The organism is Bosea sp. AS-1, assembly GCF_002220095.1.
Taxonomy (GTDB): Bacteria; Pseudomonadota; Alphaproteobacteria; order Rhizobiales; family Beijerinckiaceae; genus Allobosea.
Genome location: NZ_CP022372.1, coordinates 1,191,380 through 1,208,179 on the forward strand (window position 1 = coordinate 1,191,380; position 16,800 = coordinate 1,208,179).

9 protein-coding genes are annotated in these 16,800 nt (G+C 64.2%); all 9 read left to right on the forward strand.

Features of this window, described 5'->3' with window-relative positions:
• The first annotated feature begins 286 nt into the window (after positions 1 to 286).
• The 9 genes from CE453_RS07275 (at position 287) to CE453_RS07310 (ending at position 16,773) form a co-directional block, all read left to right on the forward strand.
• Positions 287 to 2,002: an efflux RND transporter periplasmic adaptor subunit gene (locus CE453_RS07275; RefSeq protein WP_198302289.1), complete on the forward strand. Its 1,716-nt coding sequence runs from the start codon at positions 287 to 289 to the stop codon at positions 2,000 to 2,002.
• A gap of 9 nt (positions 2,003 to 2,011) precedes the next feature.
• A complete protein-coding gene (locus CE453_RS28475; RefSeq protein WP_157732934.1) occupies positions 2,012 to 4,165 on the forward strand; it encodes an HlyD family efflux transporter periplasmic adaptor subunit in 2,154 nt (717 codons plus the stop codon).
• A gap of 10 nt (positions 4,166 to 4,175) precedes the next feature.
• Positions 4,176 to 6,194: a preprotein translocase subunit SecA gene (locus CE453_RS07280; protein ID WP_157732935.1), complete on the forward strand. Its 2,019-nt coding sequence runs from the start codon at positions 4,176 to 4,178 to the stop codon at positions 6,192 to 6,194.
• A 229-nt stretch (positions 6,195 to 6,423) separates the two neighbouring features.
• Complete coding sequence (locus CE453_RS07285; protein ID WP_089173975.1) at positions 6,424 to 12,120, forward strand: LamG-like jellyroll fold domain-containing protein; 5,697 nt, start codon at positions 6,424 to 6,426, stop codon at positions 12,118 to 12,120.
• Between the two features lie 262 nt (positions 12,121 to 12,382).
• Positions 12,383 to 13,303, forward strand: a complete 921-nt coding sequence (locus tag CE453_RS07290) for a LysR family transcriptional regulator (RefSeq protein WP_089173976.1) — start codon at positions 12,383 to 12,385, stop codon at positions 13,301 to 13,303.
• Between the two features lie 86 nt (positions 13,304 to 13,389).
• Positions 13,390 to 14,226, forward strand: coding sequence for an NAD(P)-dependent oxidoreductase (locus CE453_RS07295; protein WP_198302290.1), 837 nt, complete (start codon positions 13,390 to 13,392; stop codon positions 14,224 to 14,226).
• A gap of 3 nt (positions 14,227 to 14,229) precedes the next feature.
• Positions 14,230 to 15,348: a 4-oxalomesaconate tautomerase gene (locus CE453_RS07300; protein ID WP_089173978.1), complete on the forward strand. Its 1,119-nt coding sequence runs from the start codon at positions 14,230 to 14,232 to the stop codon at positions 15,346 to 15,348.
• A 19-nt stretch (positions 15,349 to 15,367) separates the two neighbouring features.
• On the forward strand, positions 15,368 to 16,093 hold the full coding sequence (locus CE453_RS07305; RefSeq protein WP_089173979.1) for a PIG-L deacetylase family protein: 726 nt from the start codon (positions 15,368 to 15,370) through the stop codon (positions 16,091 to 16,093).
• On the forward strand, positions 16,090 to 16,773 hold the full coding sequence (locus CE453_RS07310; RefSeq protein ID WP_089173980.1) for a 4-carboxy-4-hydroxy-2-oxoadipate aldolase/oxaloacetate decarboxylase: 684 nt from the start codon (positions 16,090 to 16,092) through the stop codon (positions 16,771 to 16,773). The genes CE453_RS07305 and CE453_RS07310 overlap by 4 nt, the downstream gene beginning before the upstream one ends.
• The last annotated feature ends 27 nt before the right edge of the window (positions 16,774 to 16,800 follow it).

Consider the following 16,800-nt stretch of genomic DNA (forward strand, 5'->3'; position numbering starts at 1 on the left):
CGCGCCTCGTCGGGGTGCAGGCAAGAGCGACCACTACGGAATGTAGGCAATATCCATTCTCGACGTGCTTTGGACGCCACACATGTTTGAGCCAGACCGAGGCCGAACGGCGAACGCGGAACCACCGCCACCATTGCTTGTGGTACCGGTAGAGCCATCTACATCGCCGCACTGGCGCGGTCTGCTCGATGCGGGCCATGAAGCGGCGTTTGGTTCCGCTTGGCTTGCGTTAGAATGCAACCGTATCGCGGGGGTTGCCGCGGGCCTGCTGCTCATCAGGCCTGCCGTGTCAGATGCGCCGTGCCTGTCGCTGACCTGGCCGGCGCGTGACATCCAGGTCAGCGACCTTTCGCGGTTGGCCGGACAGGCTCTTGCAGAGCGCCGTGTCATCGTCGCTCCCGGTCGCGTCGGCCCTGAAGCAAGCCCGGCGCAACATGTCGCACTCGTCGTCGCCTTGCCGCTCGGCGCAGGCGCGCCAATTGCCGCCGCCGCGATAGCCTTGACGACGACCGCTGGCGTACCCGTCGTCGCTCCAGAGGCCGTCGCCGAGCAATTGCGCTGGGGAGCGGGCTGGCTCGAGGCCCTGCCTTGGGCGCGACGAGCCAAGGCCCTTTCGCTCGATGTCGCGCGCGCCGCATCCTGCCTCGATCTGCTCGCAGCGGTCGGGGCGCAGACGCGACTGCCGGAGGCAGGGATCAGCATCGTGAACGAGCTTGCGACGCGCCTGCGATGTGATCGGGTATCGCTGGGCGTGATCAAGCGGAACGGTACCATCCGCCTCCTGGCGATGTCGCATTCCGCCAGCTTCAAACACGAAAGCCGCCTGACGGACTCCATCGAAAACGCGATGGATGAAGCGATCGAGCAGTCCCGCAGCGTCGCTTATCCGCTGCTGCCCGTGATGGAATATGCCGTGCATATCGCCCATCAGGCGCTGGCGGAAGGGGCGAAGACCGCCGGTACAACGACCATGTCCGCCGTGCTGAACGGCAATAGGGGCGAGCCGATCGGCGCGCTCACTTTCGAACGTCACGGGGCCGAGCCGTTCACCGCGGATACGTTGCAACTGGCGGAAACCATCGCAGCCTTGCTCGGACCGCAGATCGGATTGCGGCTGCGAGCGAACAGATGGATCGCCGGGCGCGTGATCGATCGCCTCCGCGACGGGGCCGACGCGCTGTTAGGCCCACGGCGACCGGGCTTCAAGCTCGCCGCCATTGCTCTGGGGGGGCTCACGCTCACCGCAGCCTTTGCGCATGGAGAGCACCGCGTCACCGCAAAGTCGGTGCTCGAAGCCGAGCTGCAACGCGCGGCCATCGCACCGTTCGACGGGTATATCCGGACAGCTCCGGTCCGTGCCGGCGATACCGTGCGGAGTGGCGATCTCCTGGTCGCACTCGATGACCGCGACCTCCTTCTCGATCGCTCGAAGTGGCGCGCCGAGCGTGACAAGCTGCTGCAACGGCAGCGGGAGGCGCTCGCCAAGCACGATCGCAACAACCTCGTCCTCATCGAGCCGCAGATCCGCCAGGCCGAGTCACAGTTGGAGCTTGCAGAGGAGAAGCTCGTCCGGGCACGCATCCTCGCGCCCTTCGACGGCGTCGTCGTCTCGGGAGATCTGAGCCAGATGCTCGGCTCTCCGGTGGAGAAGGGCAAAACCCTGTTCGAGATCGCCCCGCTGGAGGCTTATCGCCTGATCGTCCAGGTCGACGAGCGCGATGTGCGTTATGTCGCGGTGGGGCAGAGCGGTACCGTCGCCCTCGCGGGTCAGCCCGGCAATCTGCTGCCAATGACCTTGAGCAAGATCACGCCGGTGACGGTCGCGGAGGAGGGACATAATTCCTTCCGGATCGAGGCCCGTCTGTCGGAGCCTGGTTTGCATCTGCGCCCCGGGATGGAAGGTGTCGCCAAGATCGAAACCGGACGGCGCTCGCTCGTCTGGATCTGGATGCACCCTGTTTTCGATTGGCTGCATCTCGCTGCGTGGAAATACCTGCCCTGAGACGCCGACATGACCGTCGCACCGTTCCTGAGCTCCTCCTGGTATCGCGTCGCGCTCCGCAAGCCAAAGTTGCGCGATCATGCCTCGGTCCATCGCCACCGCTATCGCGGCAATGTCTGGTACGTCGTGCATGATCACGCCACCGGCCGTGTGCACCGCTTGTCGCCGGCGAGCTGCATGATGATTGCCGCCATGGACGGCGTGCGCACGGTCGACCAGCTCTGGCATGCGATTGGAGCCAAGCTGGGAGAGGAGGCACCGAGCCAGGGCGACGTGATCCGGTTGTTGGCCGAGCTCAATGCTTCGGATCTGCTGCAGACCGAGGTCACGCCCAATTCGGATGCGCTCATGGAACGCGCCGCACGGGCAGGGCGGTCTGGGTGGCTGAGCAATGTGCTGTATCCACTGGCGCTGCGAATCCCGTGCTGGCATCCGGACGCGTTCTTCGAGCGCACGCGGCCGATCGCCCGATGGATGTTCAGTCGCTCGGGAGCGATATTGTGGCTGCTTGTCATGCTCCCGGCGCTGCTGCTGGCGGCGCAGCACTGGCAGGAGCTGAATGCCGATGCCACCGACCGCATCCTTGCGGCCGACAACATCGTGCCGCTTGCCCTGACCTATCTCCTGCTCAAGGTCATGCACGAGTTCGGGCATGGATTTGCCGTCAAGGCATTCGGGGGGGCCGTGCACGAGTTCGGTGTGATGGTTCTGGTCTTTGCGCCGCTCCCTTACGTCGATGCCTCGGCCGCATCGGGATTCCGCAGCAAATGGCAACGCGCGCTCGTCGGTGCGGCCGGAATGATGGTCGAGCTGTTTATCGCGGCGCTCGCACTTTACGTCTGGCTTGCCGTCGAGCCTGGAATTGTCCGGGCACTGGCTTTCAACGCCATGGTGGTGGCAGGCGTTTCCACCGTGCTGTTCAACGGCAATCCGCTCCTGCGTTACGATGGCTATTACATTCTTGCCGATCTGCTGGAGATTCCGAATCTTGCGCAGCGCGCCACCCGCTACTGGGGGTATCTCATCGATCGGTATGTGTTTCGCACCGATGGGGCGAGGGATTTCGTTGCGACGAGTGGCGAGCGCATCTGGTTCCTCTTCTACGGGCCCGCTGCCTTCTTCTACCGTCAAGCCGTCATGCTGGGGATCGCGATATTCATCGCATCCCAGTATCTCGCTGTCGGCATCGCGGTTGCGGTCTGGAGTCTGTTGACGGGCATCGCGTTGCCGATCGGCAAGGCGTCCTGGCTGGTGCTCACGAGCCCACGACTTCAGCGCAATCGTACTCGCGCAATAACCGCGACCTTCGGCGCAATCCTGGTCGCCGGGAGCGCCCTGTTACTGATCCCGGCACCGTTCTACTTCACGACCGAAGGCGTGGTCTGGTTGCCCGAGCGTGCCATCCTGCGCGCGGGGGCGAACGGCTTCGTGCGCGATTTCCTGGTCGAGCCCGGCCAAAGAGTGCAGGCTGGCGATGCGTTGATCGAAAGCGAAGATCCCGCATCCAAGACCGAACTCGAAATCCTGCGGGCGCGCGTCACGGAACTCGAGATCCGCCTTGCCACGGAGCGCTTTGCCGATCGCATACGTGCCGAGATCACAACCACGGAGCTGGGGCAGGCGCGCGCCGAGCTTGAGACCGCAACCAGCCGCGCTGAGCGGCTCATCGTTCGCAGCCCCGGCGATGGCATCTTCTCGGTGATGAAATCGCAGGATCTGCCCGGGCGCTTTGTGCGCGAGGGCCTGCTGATCGGCTATGTGCTCCCGCCCGACACGCGCATCATCCGCGCAACGATCGGGCAGGACGACATCGATCTCGTTCGTGACCGGTTGCGCAGCGTCACGGTCAAGCTGGCGGAGCGCCTCGATGAGACCTTGCCGGCGACGATCGTTCGCGAGGTTCCTGCCGGGCACAACAATCTTCCGAGCCGGGCCCTTGGGAGTCCCGGCGGCGGTGCGGTGACGGTCGACCCGGCTGACACGCAAGGAACCAGGACGCTGCAACGTGTTTTCCAGGTAGACGTCGAGCTGTCCGCAAATGCCACGGCGCCCATCGCCTTCGGCGGTCGTGCCTATGTGCGTTTCGATCATGACTGGGAGCCGGTCGGCTGGCAGATGTGGCGGCGCGTGCGTCAATTGCTGCTTTCCCGGCTGCAGATCTGAGGCCGATGAGATGTCGTATCCTCTTGGCTTACGGCCGGGTGCCGGCTCGCTCGCGATCGATGCGCCTTATGCCGAGCGCGCAAGCTGCAAAGAGGGCCGCATCGACGGTGCACTGCTTGGCGGCTGGGGCCGGGTCTCGCCCCACTTGTTGTCCGCCATTCGGCGACATCGGCTCTCTCGCTTCGCGCGGCTGATCGAGACGCTGGAGCCACAGGTGGCGAACCTGCCGGATCGACGGCTGCGCGAGCTTGCCGACGACCTGCGTGCACGATTGCGGTCGGCGCGCCTGTTCTCGCGGGAAAGTGCGCTTTCATTTGCGCTTGTGCGCGAAGCGGCGCGCCGTCACGTCGGCATGCGCCACTTCCACGTCCAGTTGCTAGGCGGCGCCGCCATGATGGGAGGGGCAATCGCCGAAATGGAAACCGGCGAAGGCAAGACCTTGACGGCGTTGTTGCCGGCAATCACCGCAGCGCTCATGGGCCGGCCGGTTCATGTCATCACCGTCAACGACTATCTCGCCCGCCGTGATGCGGAGCAACTCGGCCCCGTCTACGCTGCGCTCGGCCTTACCGTTGGATTGGCCGAGCACGGGCAATCGCCTGAGGACCGACGCCGCGCCTACGCCAGCGACGTGACCTACTGCACCAACAAGGAACTGGTGTTCGACTATCTCCGGGACCGGCTGGTGCTTGGCCCGCGGCGCGCGAGCGCCCGGCTCCTCGTCGACCGGATGTTCCGGGATGGGCAGATCGGTGGCCTGCAACCGCTGCTTCTCCGCGGTCTGCATTGTGCGATCGTGGACGAGGCCGACAGCGTACTCATCGACGAAGCGCGCACGCCGCTGATCCTTTCCGGAGCACAGGAAGGTGCCGAGAACGCCGCCGGTCTCTACGAGGCTGCGCTCGATATCGCGCGCCGCCTGGATCCCGGCGATGCATTCCAGGTGCTGCCAAACGAAAAATCGATACGGCTCACCGCAGATGGCGAAAATCAAATCGCCGAGCTCGCTGCCGGAATGCCGGGCTTGTGGATCATTCGACGCGCCCGCGAGGAACTGGTCCAGCATGCGCTTGCCGCCCTGCACCTGTACCGCCGCGACGTCCAGTACATCGTTGCCGACGGGAAAGTGCAGATCGTCGATGAATATACCGGGCGCGTCATGCCGGACCGCTCATGGGAGAGCGGTATTCATCAGCTGATCGAGGCCAAGGAGCACTGCGCCATCACGGAGCGCCGCAAGACGCTGGCACAAATCACGTATCAGCGCTTCTTCCGCCGCTATGTGCATCTCTGCGGCATGACCGGTACTGCAACCGAGCCCGCGGGGGAATTATACGCCACCTACGGCCTGCCGATCGTTCGCATTCCGACGAATAGGCCATTGCGGCGCGCGAATGCGGGCACGCGCATGCTGTCGACGGCAGAACAGAAGTGGAAGGCCGTCCTTCGCTCTGTTCAAGCGGAGACACGCGCGGGCCGTGCCGTTCTGGTCGGAACGCGGTCGGTGGAAGCTTCCGAACAGATCTCGCAGTTGCTGCGCGCGGCAGGGCTCGAACCCATGGTCCTCAACGCGCGGCAGGATCGCGAGGAGGCCGAGGTCGTGGCACGCGCGGGCCAACCGGGCCGGATTACCGTCGCGACCAATATGGCTGGGCGCGGCACCGACATCCAGCTGCATGCGGCGGTGCGCGACGCAGGCGGCCTCCATGTCATCTTGACGGAATACCACGAATCCCGACGCATCGACCGTCAGCTTTACGGGCGTGCCGGCCGACAGGGCGATCCGGGCAGTTACCAGGCCATCGTCGCTATCGAGGATGAAATCTTTCAACGCTTTTCCTCGCGCGGATTGCTCCAGCTGGTCACTCGAAATCTCGCACCTGATCGGCAAATTCCTGCTGCGATCGCGCTCGCGCTGCGCAGCTACAGTCAAAGCGCAGCCGAGCGATTGCACGGACGCGCGCGCCAGGCTGCCGTTGCTGAGGATGATCGCATCAATAAAATTTTCGGCTTCGCCGGACCAGAATGAGGCCTGCGGCGTAACACCGATCATGCACAGTTAAGCTTATGGTAAGAGCTCTTTTTTCCTGTGTTGACTTTAAGAGACTTAAAATAAAGTGCGCCGCTTTTACATAGTTAACAACTCTAATGCGGTATGATATTGAAGCAATCCGTTGCCTTACGCCCAATTCCGGCAGGGTGGAGTTGGGTTCGATGTGCGAGCCCAGAATTCCGTTGCTTGAGGTTGGGAGAACGCAATGTCGGGTTCTGTCGGCTTGTTCACCCGAGTGACGCAGCGCTTCGCCAGCCGGCGTGCTCGACGAGCAAGTAGAGACAGAAAACCCTCTTCGCCATCCGCGCAGATGATCTTTGAAACGCTCGAGCCACGGCTGCTGCTGGCTGCCGACCCTCTCGGCATCACGGCCGGCTACGCCTTCGACGAAGTCTCTGGCACCGTTGCGGCGGACGCATCGGGCCATGGCCTCTCCGGCACGCTGACGAACGGCCCTACTTTCTCCGCGGGAAAATACGGAAACGCCGTGGCACTCGACGGCGTGAACGACTTCGTGAATCTCGGTAACCCGACTGCGCTGCAACTCACCGGCAGCATGACCGTCAGCGCCTGGGTCTATGTCAGCGCGTTTCCCTCTGACGACGCGGCTGTTGTCTCCAAGCGCACCTCGGCTGAATCCGGCTATCAGCTCGATCTCACCAAGGACACGGGCCCGCGCACCATCGGCTTCAAGCTCACGACCAACACCGGCGGGGCGATGTTTCGCTACGGTGCAACGCCCCTGCAGCTCAACACATGGTATCATATCGCCGGTGTCTACAACGCCGCCAACCAGACGCTGGACGTCTATCTCAACGGCGCCCTCGACAACGGCCAACTGACCGGCACCGTCAGCAGTTCCCAGCAGAATTCGACGGCGAACGTGAACATCGGCCGCCGTGCGGGCAATACGGGCTTCGAGTTCTCCGGGCGGATAGACGACGTCCGCATCGCCGATCACGTGCTGACGCAAGCGCAGATCCAGACGGATATGACGACCCCGCTCGGCGGAACCACGCCGCCGCCGCAGGATACGACCCCGCCGACCGTGGGGTTGACGCCGCCGGCATCGATCCTCTCGAAGACGGTGAACCTTGCAGCCACGGCCTCCGACAATATCGGCGTGGTCGGCGTGAAGTTCCTGCTCGATGCCAACACGACGATCGGTGCCGAGGATACCACATCGCCCTATGGCGTTTCCTGGAATACGACGACCGTATCGAACGGCGCTCACACCATCACGGCGCAGGCGCGCGACGCTGCCGGCAACATCACCACATCGACTGCGGCTGCAGTTGTCGTCGACAATCAGGCGCCGACCGGGACTATCGTCATCAACGGAGGGGCGAGTGCAACCAACAGCACCGCCGTCACGCTCGCACTGACCGCAACCGATGCGGTTACATCGGTCACGCAAATGCGGTTCTCCAACAACGGCACTTCATTTTCGACCGCCGAGGCGTTCGCATCCTCTAAGACATGGACGCTCTCCAGCGGAGCCGGGACCAAGACCGTCTATGTCCAGTTCAGCGATGCCGCCGGCAATTGGTCGACCGCCGTCACCGATACCATCGTCCTCGATACGACGGCTCCGACGATTTCGGCGCGGACGGCGACCAACATCACGGGCAATTCGGCGCAAATCACCTGGACGAGCAACGAGGCGGCGACTTCCCGCGTCGAGTACGGACTCACGACCAGCTACGGCGCGACGACGACGCTTGATCCGACTCTGGTGACGGCGCACAGCGTCGCGCTCGCCGGTCTGGCCTCAAACACGACCTATAATTACCGCGTCCGCTCGATCGACGCCGCCGGCAACGAGGCGATCAGTGCGAACAGCACGTTCAAAACCGCTGCTGCAGCCGATACGACGCCCCCCTCGACCCCGAACGGCCTCACGGCTACCGCCGTTTCGACCACACAAATCAACCTCTCGTGGAATGCTTCGACGGACAATGTCGCGGTCACGGGCTATCAGGTCTTCCGCAACAACACGCAGGTTGGAACGTCTGCCACAACCACGTTCAACGATACCGGCCTGTCGCCGGGAACCACGTATAGCTACACTGTACGCGCAGTGGATGCGGCCGCGAATCCTTCGGGGCAATCGGCGCCTGCGAGCACTACTACGCTCGTGCCTGACACGGTTCCGCCATCAGCCAGCATCACAGCGCCGACAGGAGCCTCGCCGCTCTCCGGCACGGTGACGATCAGCGCCGCTGCATCCGACAACATCGGCGTTGGCGGCGTGACCTTCCTGGTCGACAACGTCGCGATCGGTGGGGGCGAAGATAAGACGGCTCCGTATAGTGTCAGCTGGGACACGACCACTGTCGCCAACGGAACCCACACGATCGTCGCACGCGCTCGCGACACATCCAATAACACCACGGACTCGACCCCCGTCACCGTGACGGTATCCAATACGCAGATCGCCGGCTTGGCGGCCGCCTATTCGTTCGACGAGGGCGTTGGCGCGACCGCCTACGATTCCTCCGGCCAGGGAAACACGGCGACGCTGGCCAATGGAGTTGCGTGGGTGGCAGGCCAGCACGGCAAGGCGGCGAGCTTTGACGGCGTCAACGACTACATCACGATCCCGAACTCCGCCTCGACCAATATTTCCGGCAACGCGCTGACCTTGTCGATGTGGATCAATCCCCAGCCGCTGGCGACCGGCGATTCCGTCGTGATCGGCAAGTTCTGGAATACCTCGATGTCCTCGCCCTACTATCAGTATGGCTTGGAACTCGGCGGCGGCAACAAAACCGACTTTTACATCGGAACGAGCAGCGGGCCGCGCGTCGCCATGGCGGGCACCACGCTACCGTTCAACCAGTGGACCTATCTTGCCGTCACCTTCGATGGCGCGCAGGTGCGGACCTATGTCAATGGCACCCTCGTCAACACGCAGGCGCTCTCTGCATCCATTACGGCTCGCGGCAACGCCATGAACATCGGAGCGGATGCCTCGACCGCCCAATTCCAGAAGGGATTGCTCGACGACGTGCGCATCTACAACCGCGTGCTGACACAGACACAGATTCAGTCGGATATGGCCGCACCGGTGGGAGGCCCGATCACCGGAGCTCCGCAGGTGTCGATCGATTTCCCGGCCAATGGCGCGCAGGTGAACGGCATCGTCAATGTGACAGCCGATGCAACCGACGACACCGGCATCGCGAGCGTCCAGTTCTATATCGATGGCATCGCCACGGGCGCCCCTGATGCGGCCGCTCCCTACGCGCTCGCCTGGGATACGCGAACGGCGAGCAATGGCTCGCACACGATCACGGCCCTCGCCGTCGATATCGACGGCCATGTGGCGTCGTCAGCGCCGATCGCCGTGAATGTCGCGAACGCCAGCTATTTCCAGAACGAAATTCTCGCCACAGGCTTCGATCTCCCGACCGCGATCAAGTTCCTTCCCGATGGCCGCATGCTGGTGGCCGAACTGGCGGGCAAGATCAAGGTCTTGCCGGCGCCCTATACAACACCCGATCCGACGCTATTCCTGCAGCTGAGCAATATCGGCTCGGCCGGCGTGCAGCAAGGGATCTATGACATCGCCCTTGATCCCAACTTCAACACGAACCATTACTATTACGTCTTCTATACATTGGGGTCGCCGAACGTCGACCGCTTCTCGCGGTTTACTGCAAATGCGACATTGACCGGGACGGTCGCCGGCAGCGAATTCGTCATCTATCAGGATACGGAGATCGCCAATGCCGAACACCATGGCGGCGCGATCAACTTCAGCAACGACGGCAAGATCCTCATCACCACCGGCGAGCACTTCAACGCAGGCGAGGCGCAGGATCTGACAAAACCGCGCGGCAAGATCCTGCGCTTCAACATGGACGGCACGGTACCGACCGACAACCCCTTCTATGATGGCGCAGGCCCGCATTTCGACGCGATATGGGCGCTCGGACTCCGCAACCCCTTCCGGGCCTATTACGACGCGCCGACCGGGCGCCTGATCATTGGCGATGTCGGCGGGAATACCTATTCCACCGCGATCGAAGAGATCGATATCGGCGCGAAGGGCGCCAATTACGGATGGCCCAACGTCGAAACGCCTGACGGCAATCCCGCCTACACGGCGCCAGCCTATTACTATCCGCACAATGGGCGCGACGCCGCCGTCGTTGCGGGGTTCGTCTATCATGGGACGCAATTCCCCAGCGAATACCAGGGCAGCTTCTTCTTCGCCGACTACACGCAGAATTGGATCAAGCGCCTGACCTTCGACGCCAATGGCAATGTCACCGGCGTTTTCAACTTCGAACCGCCGGACGGATCCGTCGATGGCCCCTACGGCGATATCGTCTATCTGACGGAAGGCCCCGACGGCGCGCTCTACTATGTCGATCTCGGCTATTCCGATATCAGCGGCACGTTCGGCGTGAGCAAGATCCGCCGCATCGAGTTCATCGATTCAAACCTGCCTCCGGTGGCGGCCGCTTCCGCCTCGCCTACCCAGGGGCCGACCCCGCTCACCGTGAACTTCTCCAGCGCCGGCTCTTCCGATCCGGAGGGGCAGCCATTGTCCTATTCGTGGAATTTCGGAGACGGCACGACATCGACCGAAGCCAACCCATCGCACACCTATGCTGTCGCGGGCCCATATCAGGCTCGCCTCACGGTCTCCGATGGAACCAATTCGACACTCTCCACGCCCATCGCAGTCAGCGCCGGCAATCGTCCCGCCGTGACCATCACCTCGCCGGCCGACGGTGTGCTGTTCAGGGCGGGCGATGTCATTTCCTTCAGTGGGGCTGCGACCGACGTCGAGGATGGGACCCTGCCCGCCAGCGCTTATACTTGGAACATCGACTTCCTCCATGAAGGGCACGTGCATCCGGGCATCCCTATCACCGGCGTGACCAGCGGCACCTTCACGATCCCGACCTCCGGGCATGATTTCAGCGGCTTCACCCGGTACCGGATCACGCTCACTGTCACGGATTCCAGCGGGTTACAGTCGAGCCAGGCGCTGACCATCTTCCCGGACAAGGTCAATCTCAACTTTGCGACGGCGCCCGCCGGTGTGACGCTCTATCTCGACGGTGTCGCGCGCACGGCGCCGTTCACATACGACACGCTGATCGGCTTCAATCACGAGATCGAGGCGCGCAACGCGACGGTCGGGTCGACCACCTACAACTTCGCCTCATGGTCCGATGGCGGCACGCAGGATCACATCATCGTCGTACCGGCCGGCGGGGCCACCTATACGGCGACCTACAACGTGGTCACCGCGCCTGCGCCCTTGGCTTTCGTGCAAACGAACTCGGCCACGCCGCAAACCAATCAGACGCAGGTCGCGGTCCCCTATACGAAAGCGCAAGTGGCCGGGGACACCAATATCCTCGTCATCGGTTGGAACAACGCCACCTCCAACATCACGTCGGTCACCGACTCTGCGGGCAACGTCTATCAGCTCGCTGTTCCGACCGTACGCGGAAGCGGGATCAGCCAGGCCATCTATTACGCGAAGAACATCAAGGCTGCCGCCGCAGGGGCCAATACGGTGACGGTGACCTTCAATACTTCCACGCAGTTCGTCGATCTCCGCGCGCTCGAATATAGTGGCCTCGACCCCGTCAACCCGTTCGATGTCGGTGCATCGGCGTCGGGCACGAGCAGTTCGGCGAATAGCGGTGCGGTCAGCACGACGGCTGCGCGCGAACTTATCTTCGGTGCAGGAACAACGACGGGAGGATTCTCTGCGGCCGGGAGCGGCTTCACCACGCGCATCATCACGTCACCGGATCTCGACATTGCCGAAGACCGGTTCGTAACGACAACCGGGAGCTACAGCGCTACCGCATCGCTCGCGGGATCCGCGGCCTGGGTGATGCAAGTGGCGACGTTCAAGGCCGCGGGCTAGTTCGGCTGCATCGACTCCGTGCGTTGGTTGAAGCGCGTGCTTCGACGCGGCACGTCCGCCGCTGAAGCGGCCGACGTGCAGGGCAGGTTCGCTTTGGGGCAGCTCGACGGTAGGCCGCAGGAGTGGTACACGCAGTCAATCGGGGCGGCTATTAAGTCATTGAATTTGCTAAATCAGAGGCGTGGAAAGCCCAATCCCTCTCAGCTCGCTGCTTCTGCATTACCAGCGGCTGCCATGGCGTTCCTGCGTTCGGGCTTCTCTCATGCGCGTTGATGTCCTGGGGCTTCAGGCCTTCGTCAGCATCGCTGAGCGCGGCAGCTTCCGTGCGGCCGCCTCTCATCTCAATCTTTCGCAGACGGCGTTGAGCCATCGCATTCGCAAGTTGGAAGAAGCTCTCGGCACGCCGCTCTTTCTGCGGACGACCCGACAGGTCTCCCTGACCGCTGCCGGCACCACGCTGCTGCCGCGGGCGCGGCGCATCTTCGAGGATCTTGGTTCGGCGCTCGACGAGGTTCGGGTCGATCTGCGGGAGGGCGACGAGCAGGTTTCCGTCGGCTGCCTGCCGACGATCGCGGTGCACTGCATGCCGGCGGTCATCGCGGCCTTCGCCAAGCGCCATCCCGGCATCGGGGTCAGAGTGCATGACAACTCGGCCTCCGAGATCGCGGACAAGGTGCAGTCTGGCGAGGCGGAATTCGGTGTCACCATCGTCGCCGCCAATCGCTGGGACCTCGAACTCAAGCCCGTCGTCAAGGAATCTTTCGTGCTGCTCAGCCATCGCAGCCAGCCGCTGGCCTCGGCGACGGGGCTTAGCTGGGCGCAATTGCAGGGCGAACCGCTGGTCAGGGTCAGCGCAGAGACCGGCAACCGCATCCTGATCGACGATGCGCTCGGGGCGCGGCGGGAAACGCTGAGCTGGCGCTATGAGGTCCAACGGGTCGTGACCGCCGTCAGCCTGGTCCGTGCCGGCATCGGCTATGCGATCGTCCCCCAGCTCGCCCTGGACACGATCGACGACGGCGAGCTCGTGGCGGTACCGCTGCGCTCGCCGAGCGTTACGCGCACGCTCGGCATCATCACACGCAAGACCGTGCCCCTACGTCCTGCGGCGCGCGACCTGCTCTCGCTGCTGAGCCAGGCCTTGAAGCGTAGTGTTGCGGCGCGGCGGGATGAATCAAAGTAATCAATCCCTGCATTCTTATCATTTGATGGGGGAATGAGGCTGCTCCACCTTGGCTGCGGGAGACAACGCGCATGGGAGTGGCGGCGATGGCTGGTTCGGCACCGGCAAGAATCGCATTCATCGGGTTCGGTGAGGTCGGGCAGACCTTTTCGCGCGGGTTCGCAGCGAATGGCGTGGCTGGGATCCGGGCCTACGACCTGCTGTTCGGCCACGCGTCCGACGGGCGCCTGGAGGCGGCTGCCCACCGGATCGGCGTGTCCTGCGCCGAGACGCCTGAACAGGCTTGCGCCGATGCAAGCTTCATTTTCTCGGCCGTCACCGCTGATCGTGCCGAGGCCGTGGCGCGCGAGGCCGCAGGCTGGCTGAAGCCGGGCCAGATCTTCGTCGACGTCAATTCGGCGGCCCCCGCCACCAAGCAACGGGCTGCCGAGGCGGTTGCGACGAGCGGGGCCGATTATGTCGAAGCGGCGGTGATGGCGCCGGTGCTGAAGCCGGGCCTCGGCGTCGCAATCCTCGCAGGCGGTCCGAAGGCGCAGGTCGCTGCCCAGACCCTCAACGGGCTGGGTATGAACCTGACGCCGGTGTCCGACCTGTTCGGCCGTGCCTCGGCGATGAAGCTTTGCCGCAGCATCGTCATCAAGGGCCTCGAAGCCTTGATGGTCGATTGTGCCGCAGCCTGCGAAGCTTGGGACGTCAAGGATCCGGTCTTCGCCAGCCTGCACGCGACCTTTCCGTCGATCGACTTCCACGCGCTCGCCGCCGACATGCGCGAGCGCGTCGCGACCCATGGCTTGCGCCGGGCGGCGGAGATGCGCGAAGCGGCCGAGATGCTCGCGGGGGCAGGCCTCGAGCCGGGCCTCGCCAGCGCGGTCGCCGCGGCCCAGCAACGTGGGGCGCGCCTCAAGGCTGCGGGGGGAGACTAGGCTATGGCCCAGATCGCCGTTCCCTGCATGCTGATCCGCGGTGGCACCTCGAAGGGCGCCTATTTCCTGCGCGACGACCTGCCGGCGGATGTCGCGGCGCGCGACGCCTTTCTACTCGCTGTGATGGGTTCGCCCGACAAGCGGCAGGTCGATGGGCTCGGCGGTGCGCATCCTTTGACCAGCAAGGTCGCGATCGTCTCGAAGTCCAGCGAGCCGGGCTGCGATATCGACTTCCTGTTCGCGCAGGTCGGCATCGAGACGGCGCAGGTCGATACGACGCCGAACTGCGGCAACATCCTCGCCGGGATCGGCCCGTTCGCGCTGGCGCGTGGGCTGGTCGCGGCCAGCGGCCTACGCACGACAGTCCGCGTTCGCACGATCAACACCGGCACCATCGCCGACCTGACGATGGATACGCCGGATGGCGAAGCCAGCGCGGAGGGCAATGTACGGATCGACGGCGTGCCAGGCACGTCGGCGCCGATCGACATCGGCTTCCTCGATGCCGAAGGCTCGGTCTGCGGCACGCTGCTGCCGACCGGCAATGTCGTCGATGTGATCGAGGGCGTGCCCTGCACACTGATCGACAATGGCATGCCTGTGATCGTGATGCGGGCGGCCGATGTCGGCCGCACCGGCTACGAGCCGCGCGACGAACTCGACAAGGATATGAAGCTGAAGGAGCGGATCGAGAGCATCCGCCTGGTAGCCGGGCCGCTGATGAATCTCGGCGATGTTTCGAAGAAGGTGGTGCCCAAGATCGCACTCGTCGCGCCACCGCGAGCTGGGGGAGCGATCTGCACGCGCAGCTTCATCCCGCATGAGTGCCACGCCTCGATCGGCGTCTTCGCAGCCGTGACAGTGGCGACTGCGGCGGTGCTCCCGGGTTCGCCGGCGTCGTCGGTTGCTGTGATGCCTGAAGGCCGCGAGCGTTCGCTCTCGGTCGAGCATCCGACCGGCGAGTTCACTGTGACGCTGACGGTCGGCGGAACGGCGGAACGACCGATGATCGAGCGGGCCGGGCTGCTGCGGACTGCGCGCATCCTGATGGAGGGCCGGTCCTTCGTGCCGGCGAGCGTCATGGCGGCGCAGGCGGGCGGCGCCCGTCGGGCTGCCGAATGAGACGGGAGGACTGAGATCGATGGCCAATGCGCAGAAGACAGGGCTGGTGATCACCGCGCATCCCGGTGATTTCGTCTGGCGCGCAGGCGGTGCCATCGCGCTGCACGCGAAGCGCGGCCTACGCGTGAAGATCCTCTGCCTGTCCTATGGCGAGCGCGGCGAGAGCCAGTTCGCCTGGAAGAAGGCGGGCGTCCGCATGGAGGAGGTCAAGGCGCAACGCCGAGAGGAGGCGCAAGTTGCGGCCGAACTGCTCGGCGCCGAGATCGAGTTCATGGATGCCGGGGATTACCCGCTGCGCACCACGCCGGAGATGCTCGACCGCGCCGTCGACATCTTCCACGCGCTCAATCCGAGCTTCGTGCTGACCCATGCGCTGGAAGACCCCTACAATGTCGACCACCCGGAGGCGACGCGCTTCGCCCAGGAGGCGCGCATCATCGCCCAGGCCGCTGGCCATAAACCCGATCCGGAGCGCGCCTATGCCGCGCCGCCGGTCTTCCTGTTCGAGCCGCATCAGCCTGAGCAATGCAATTTCAAGCCTAACGTCATCCTCAACATCGACGAGGTCTGGGAGCAGAAGCGCAAGGCCTTCGAAATCCTCGCGGCGCAGAAGCACCTCTGGGAATACTACACCCGCGTCGCGCTGAACCGCGGCATGCAGGGCGGGCGCAACTCCGGCAAGGCCATGACCTATGGCGAGGCCTATCAACGGCTCTTCCCGGAAGCGCTGGAGGCGCTGGCATGACCCCGATCGTCATCCGCACCACGAAGCGCGCGCCAGCGGCCGCGATGGCCGATCTCCGGGATCTCGGCGTCTCCACGACGCATGAGGCGATGGGGCGGAGCGGGCTCATGAAGCCCTATATGCGACCGATCTATGCCGGCGCTCAGATCGCCGGCGGGGCCGTTACGGTCCTTGCCCAGCCCGGCGACAACTGGATGATCCATGTCGCGATCGAGCAGGTGCAGCCCGGCGACGTCCTCGTCGTTGCCTGCACGACCGACAACATGGACGGCATGTTCGGCGATCTGCTCGCGACCTCGCTCAAGGCGCGCGGTGGCGTGGGGCTCGTCATCGATGCCGGCGTGCGTGATGTGCGGGTGCTGACCGAAATGGGCTTTCCGGTCTGGTCGCGGGCGATCTCGGCCAAGGGCACGGTCAAGGCGACGCTTGGCTCGGTCAATGTGCCGGTGGTCTGTGCCGGGGCTCTGGTTCACCCCGGCGACGTGATTGTCGCGGATGATGACGGCGTCGTGGTGGTGCCGCGGCTGGAGGCGGAGGCCGTCGCGGTCGCTGGCCGCAAGCGCGAGGCGGCCGAGGAAGAGAAGCGCCGGCGCCTGGCCTCTGGCGAACTCGGGCTGGACATGTACGCTATGCGCGAAGGCCTCGCCAAAGCAGGCCTCGTCTATCGCGATGACGATTGAGACGACGAACGGCTTCGCAGAGAGCCA

Coding starts and splice junctions, on each gene's coding strand:
- CE453_RS07285 (WP_089173975.1), top strand. CDS start 6,424: ATGTCGGGTTCTGTCGGCTTGTTCACCCGAGTGACGCAGCGCTTCGCC.
- CE453_RS07310 (WP_089173980.1), top strand. CDS start 16,090: ATGACCCCGATCGTCATCCGCACCACGAAGCGCGCGCCAGCGGCCGCG.
- CE453_RS07305 (WP_089173979.1), top strand. CDS start 15,368: ATGGCCAATGCGCAGAAGACAGGGCTGGTGATCACCGCGCATCCCGGT.
- CE453_RS07290 (WP_089173976.1), top strand. CDS start 12,383: ATGCGCGTTGATGTCCTGGGGCTTCAGGCCTTCGTCAGCATCGCTGAG.
- CE453_RS07300 (WP_089173978.1), top strand. CDS start 14,230: ATGGCCCAGATCGCCGTTCCCTGCATGCTGATCCGCGGTGGCACCTCG.
- CE453_RS28475 (WP_157732934.1), top strand. CDS start 2,012: ATGACCGTCGCACCGTTCCTGAGCTCCTCCTGGTATCGCGTCGCGCTC.
- CE453_RS07295 (WP_198302290.1), top strand. CDS start 13,390: ATGGCTGGTTCGGCACCGGCAAGAATCGCATTCATCGGGTTCGGTGAG.
- CE453_RS07280 (WP_157732935.1), top strand. CDS start 4,176: ATGTCGTATCCTCTTGGCTTACGGCCGGGTGCCGGCTCGCTCGCGATC.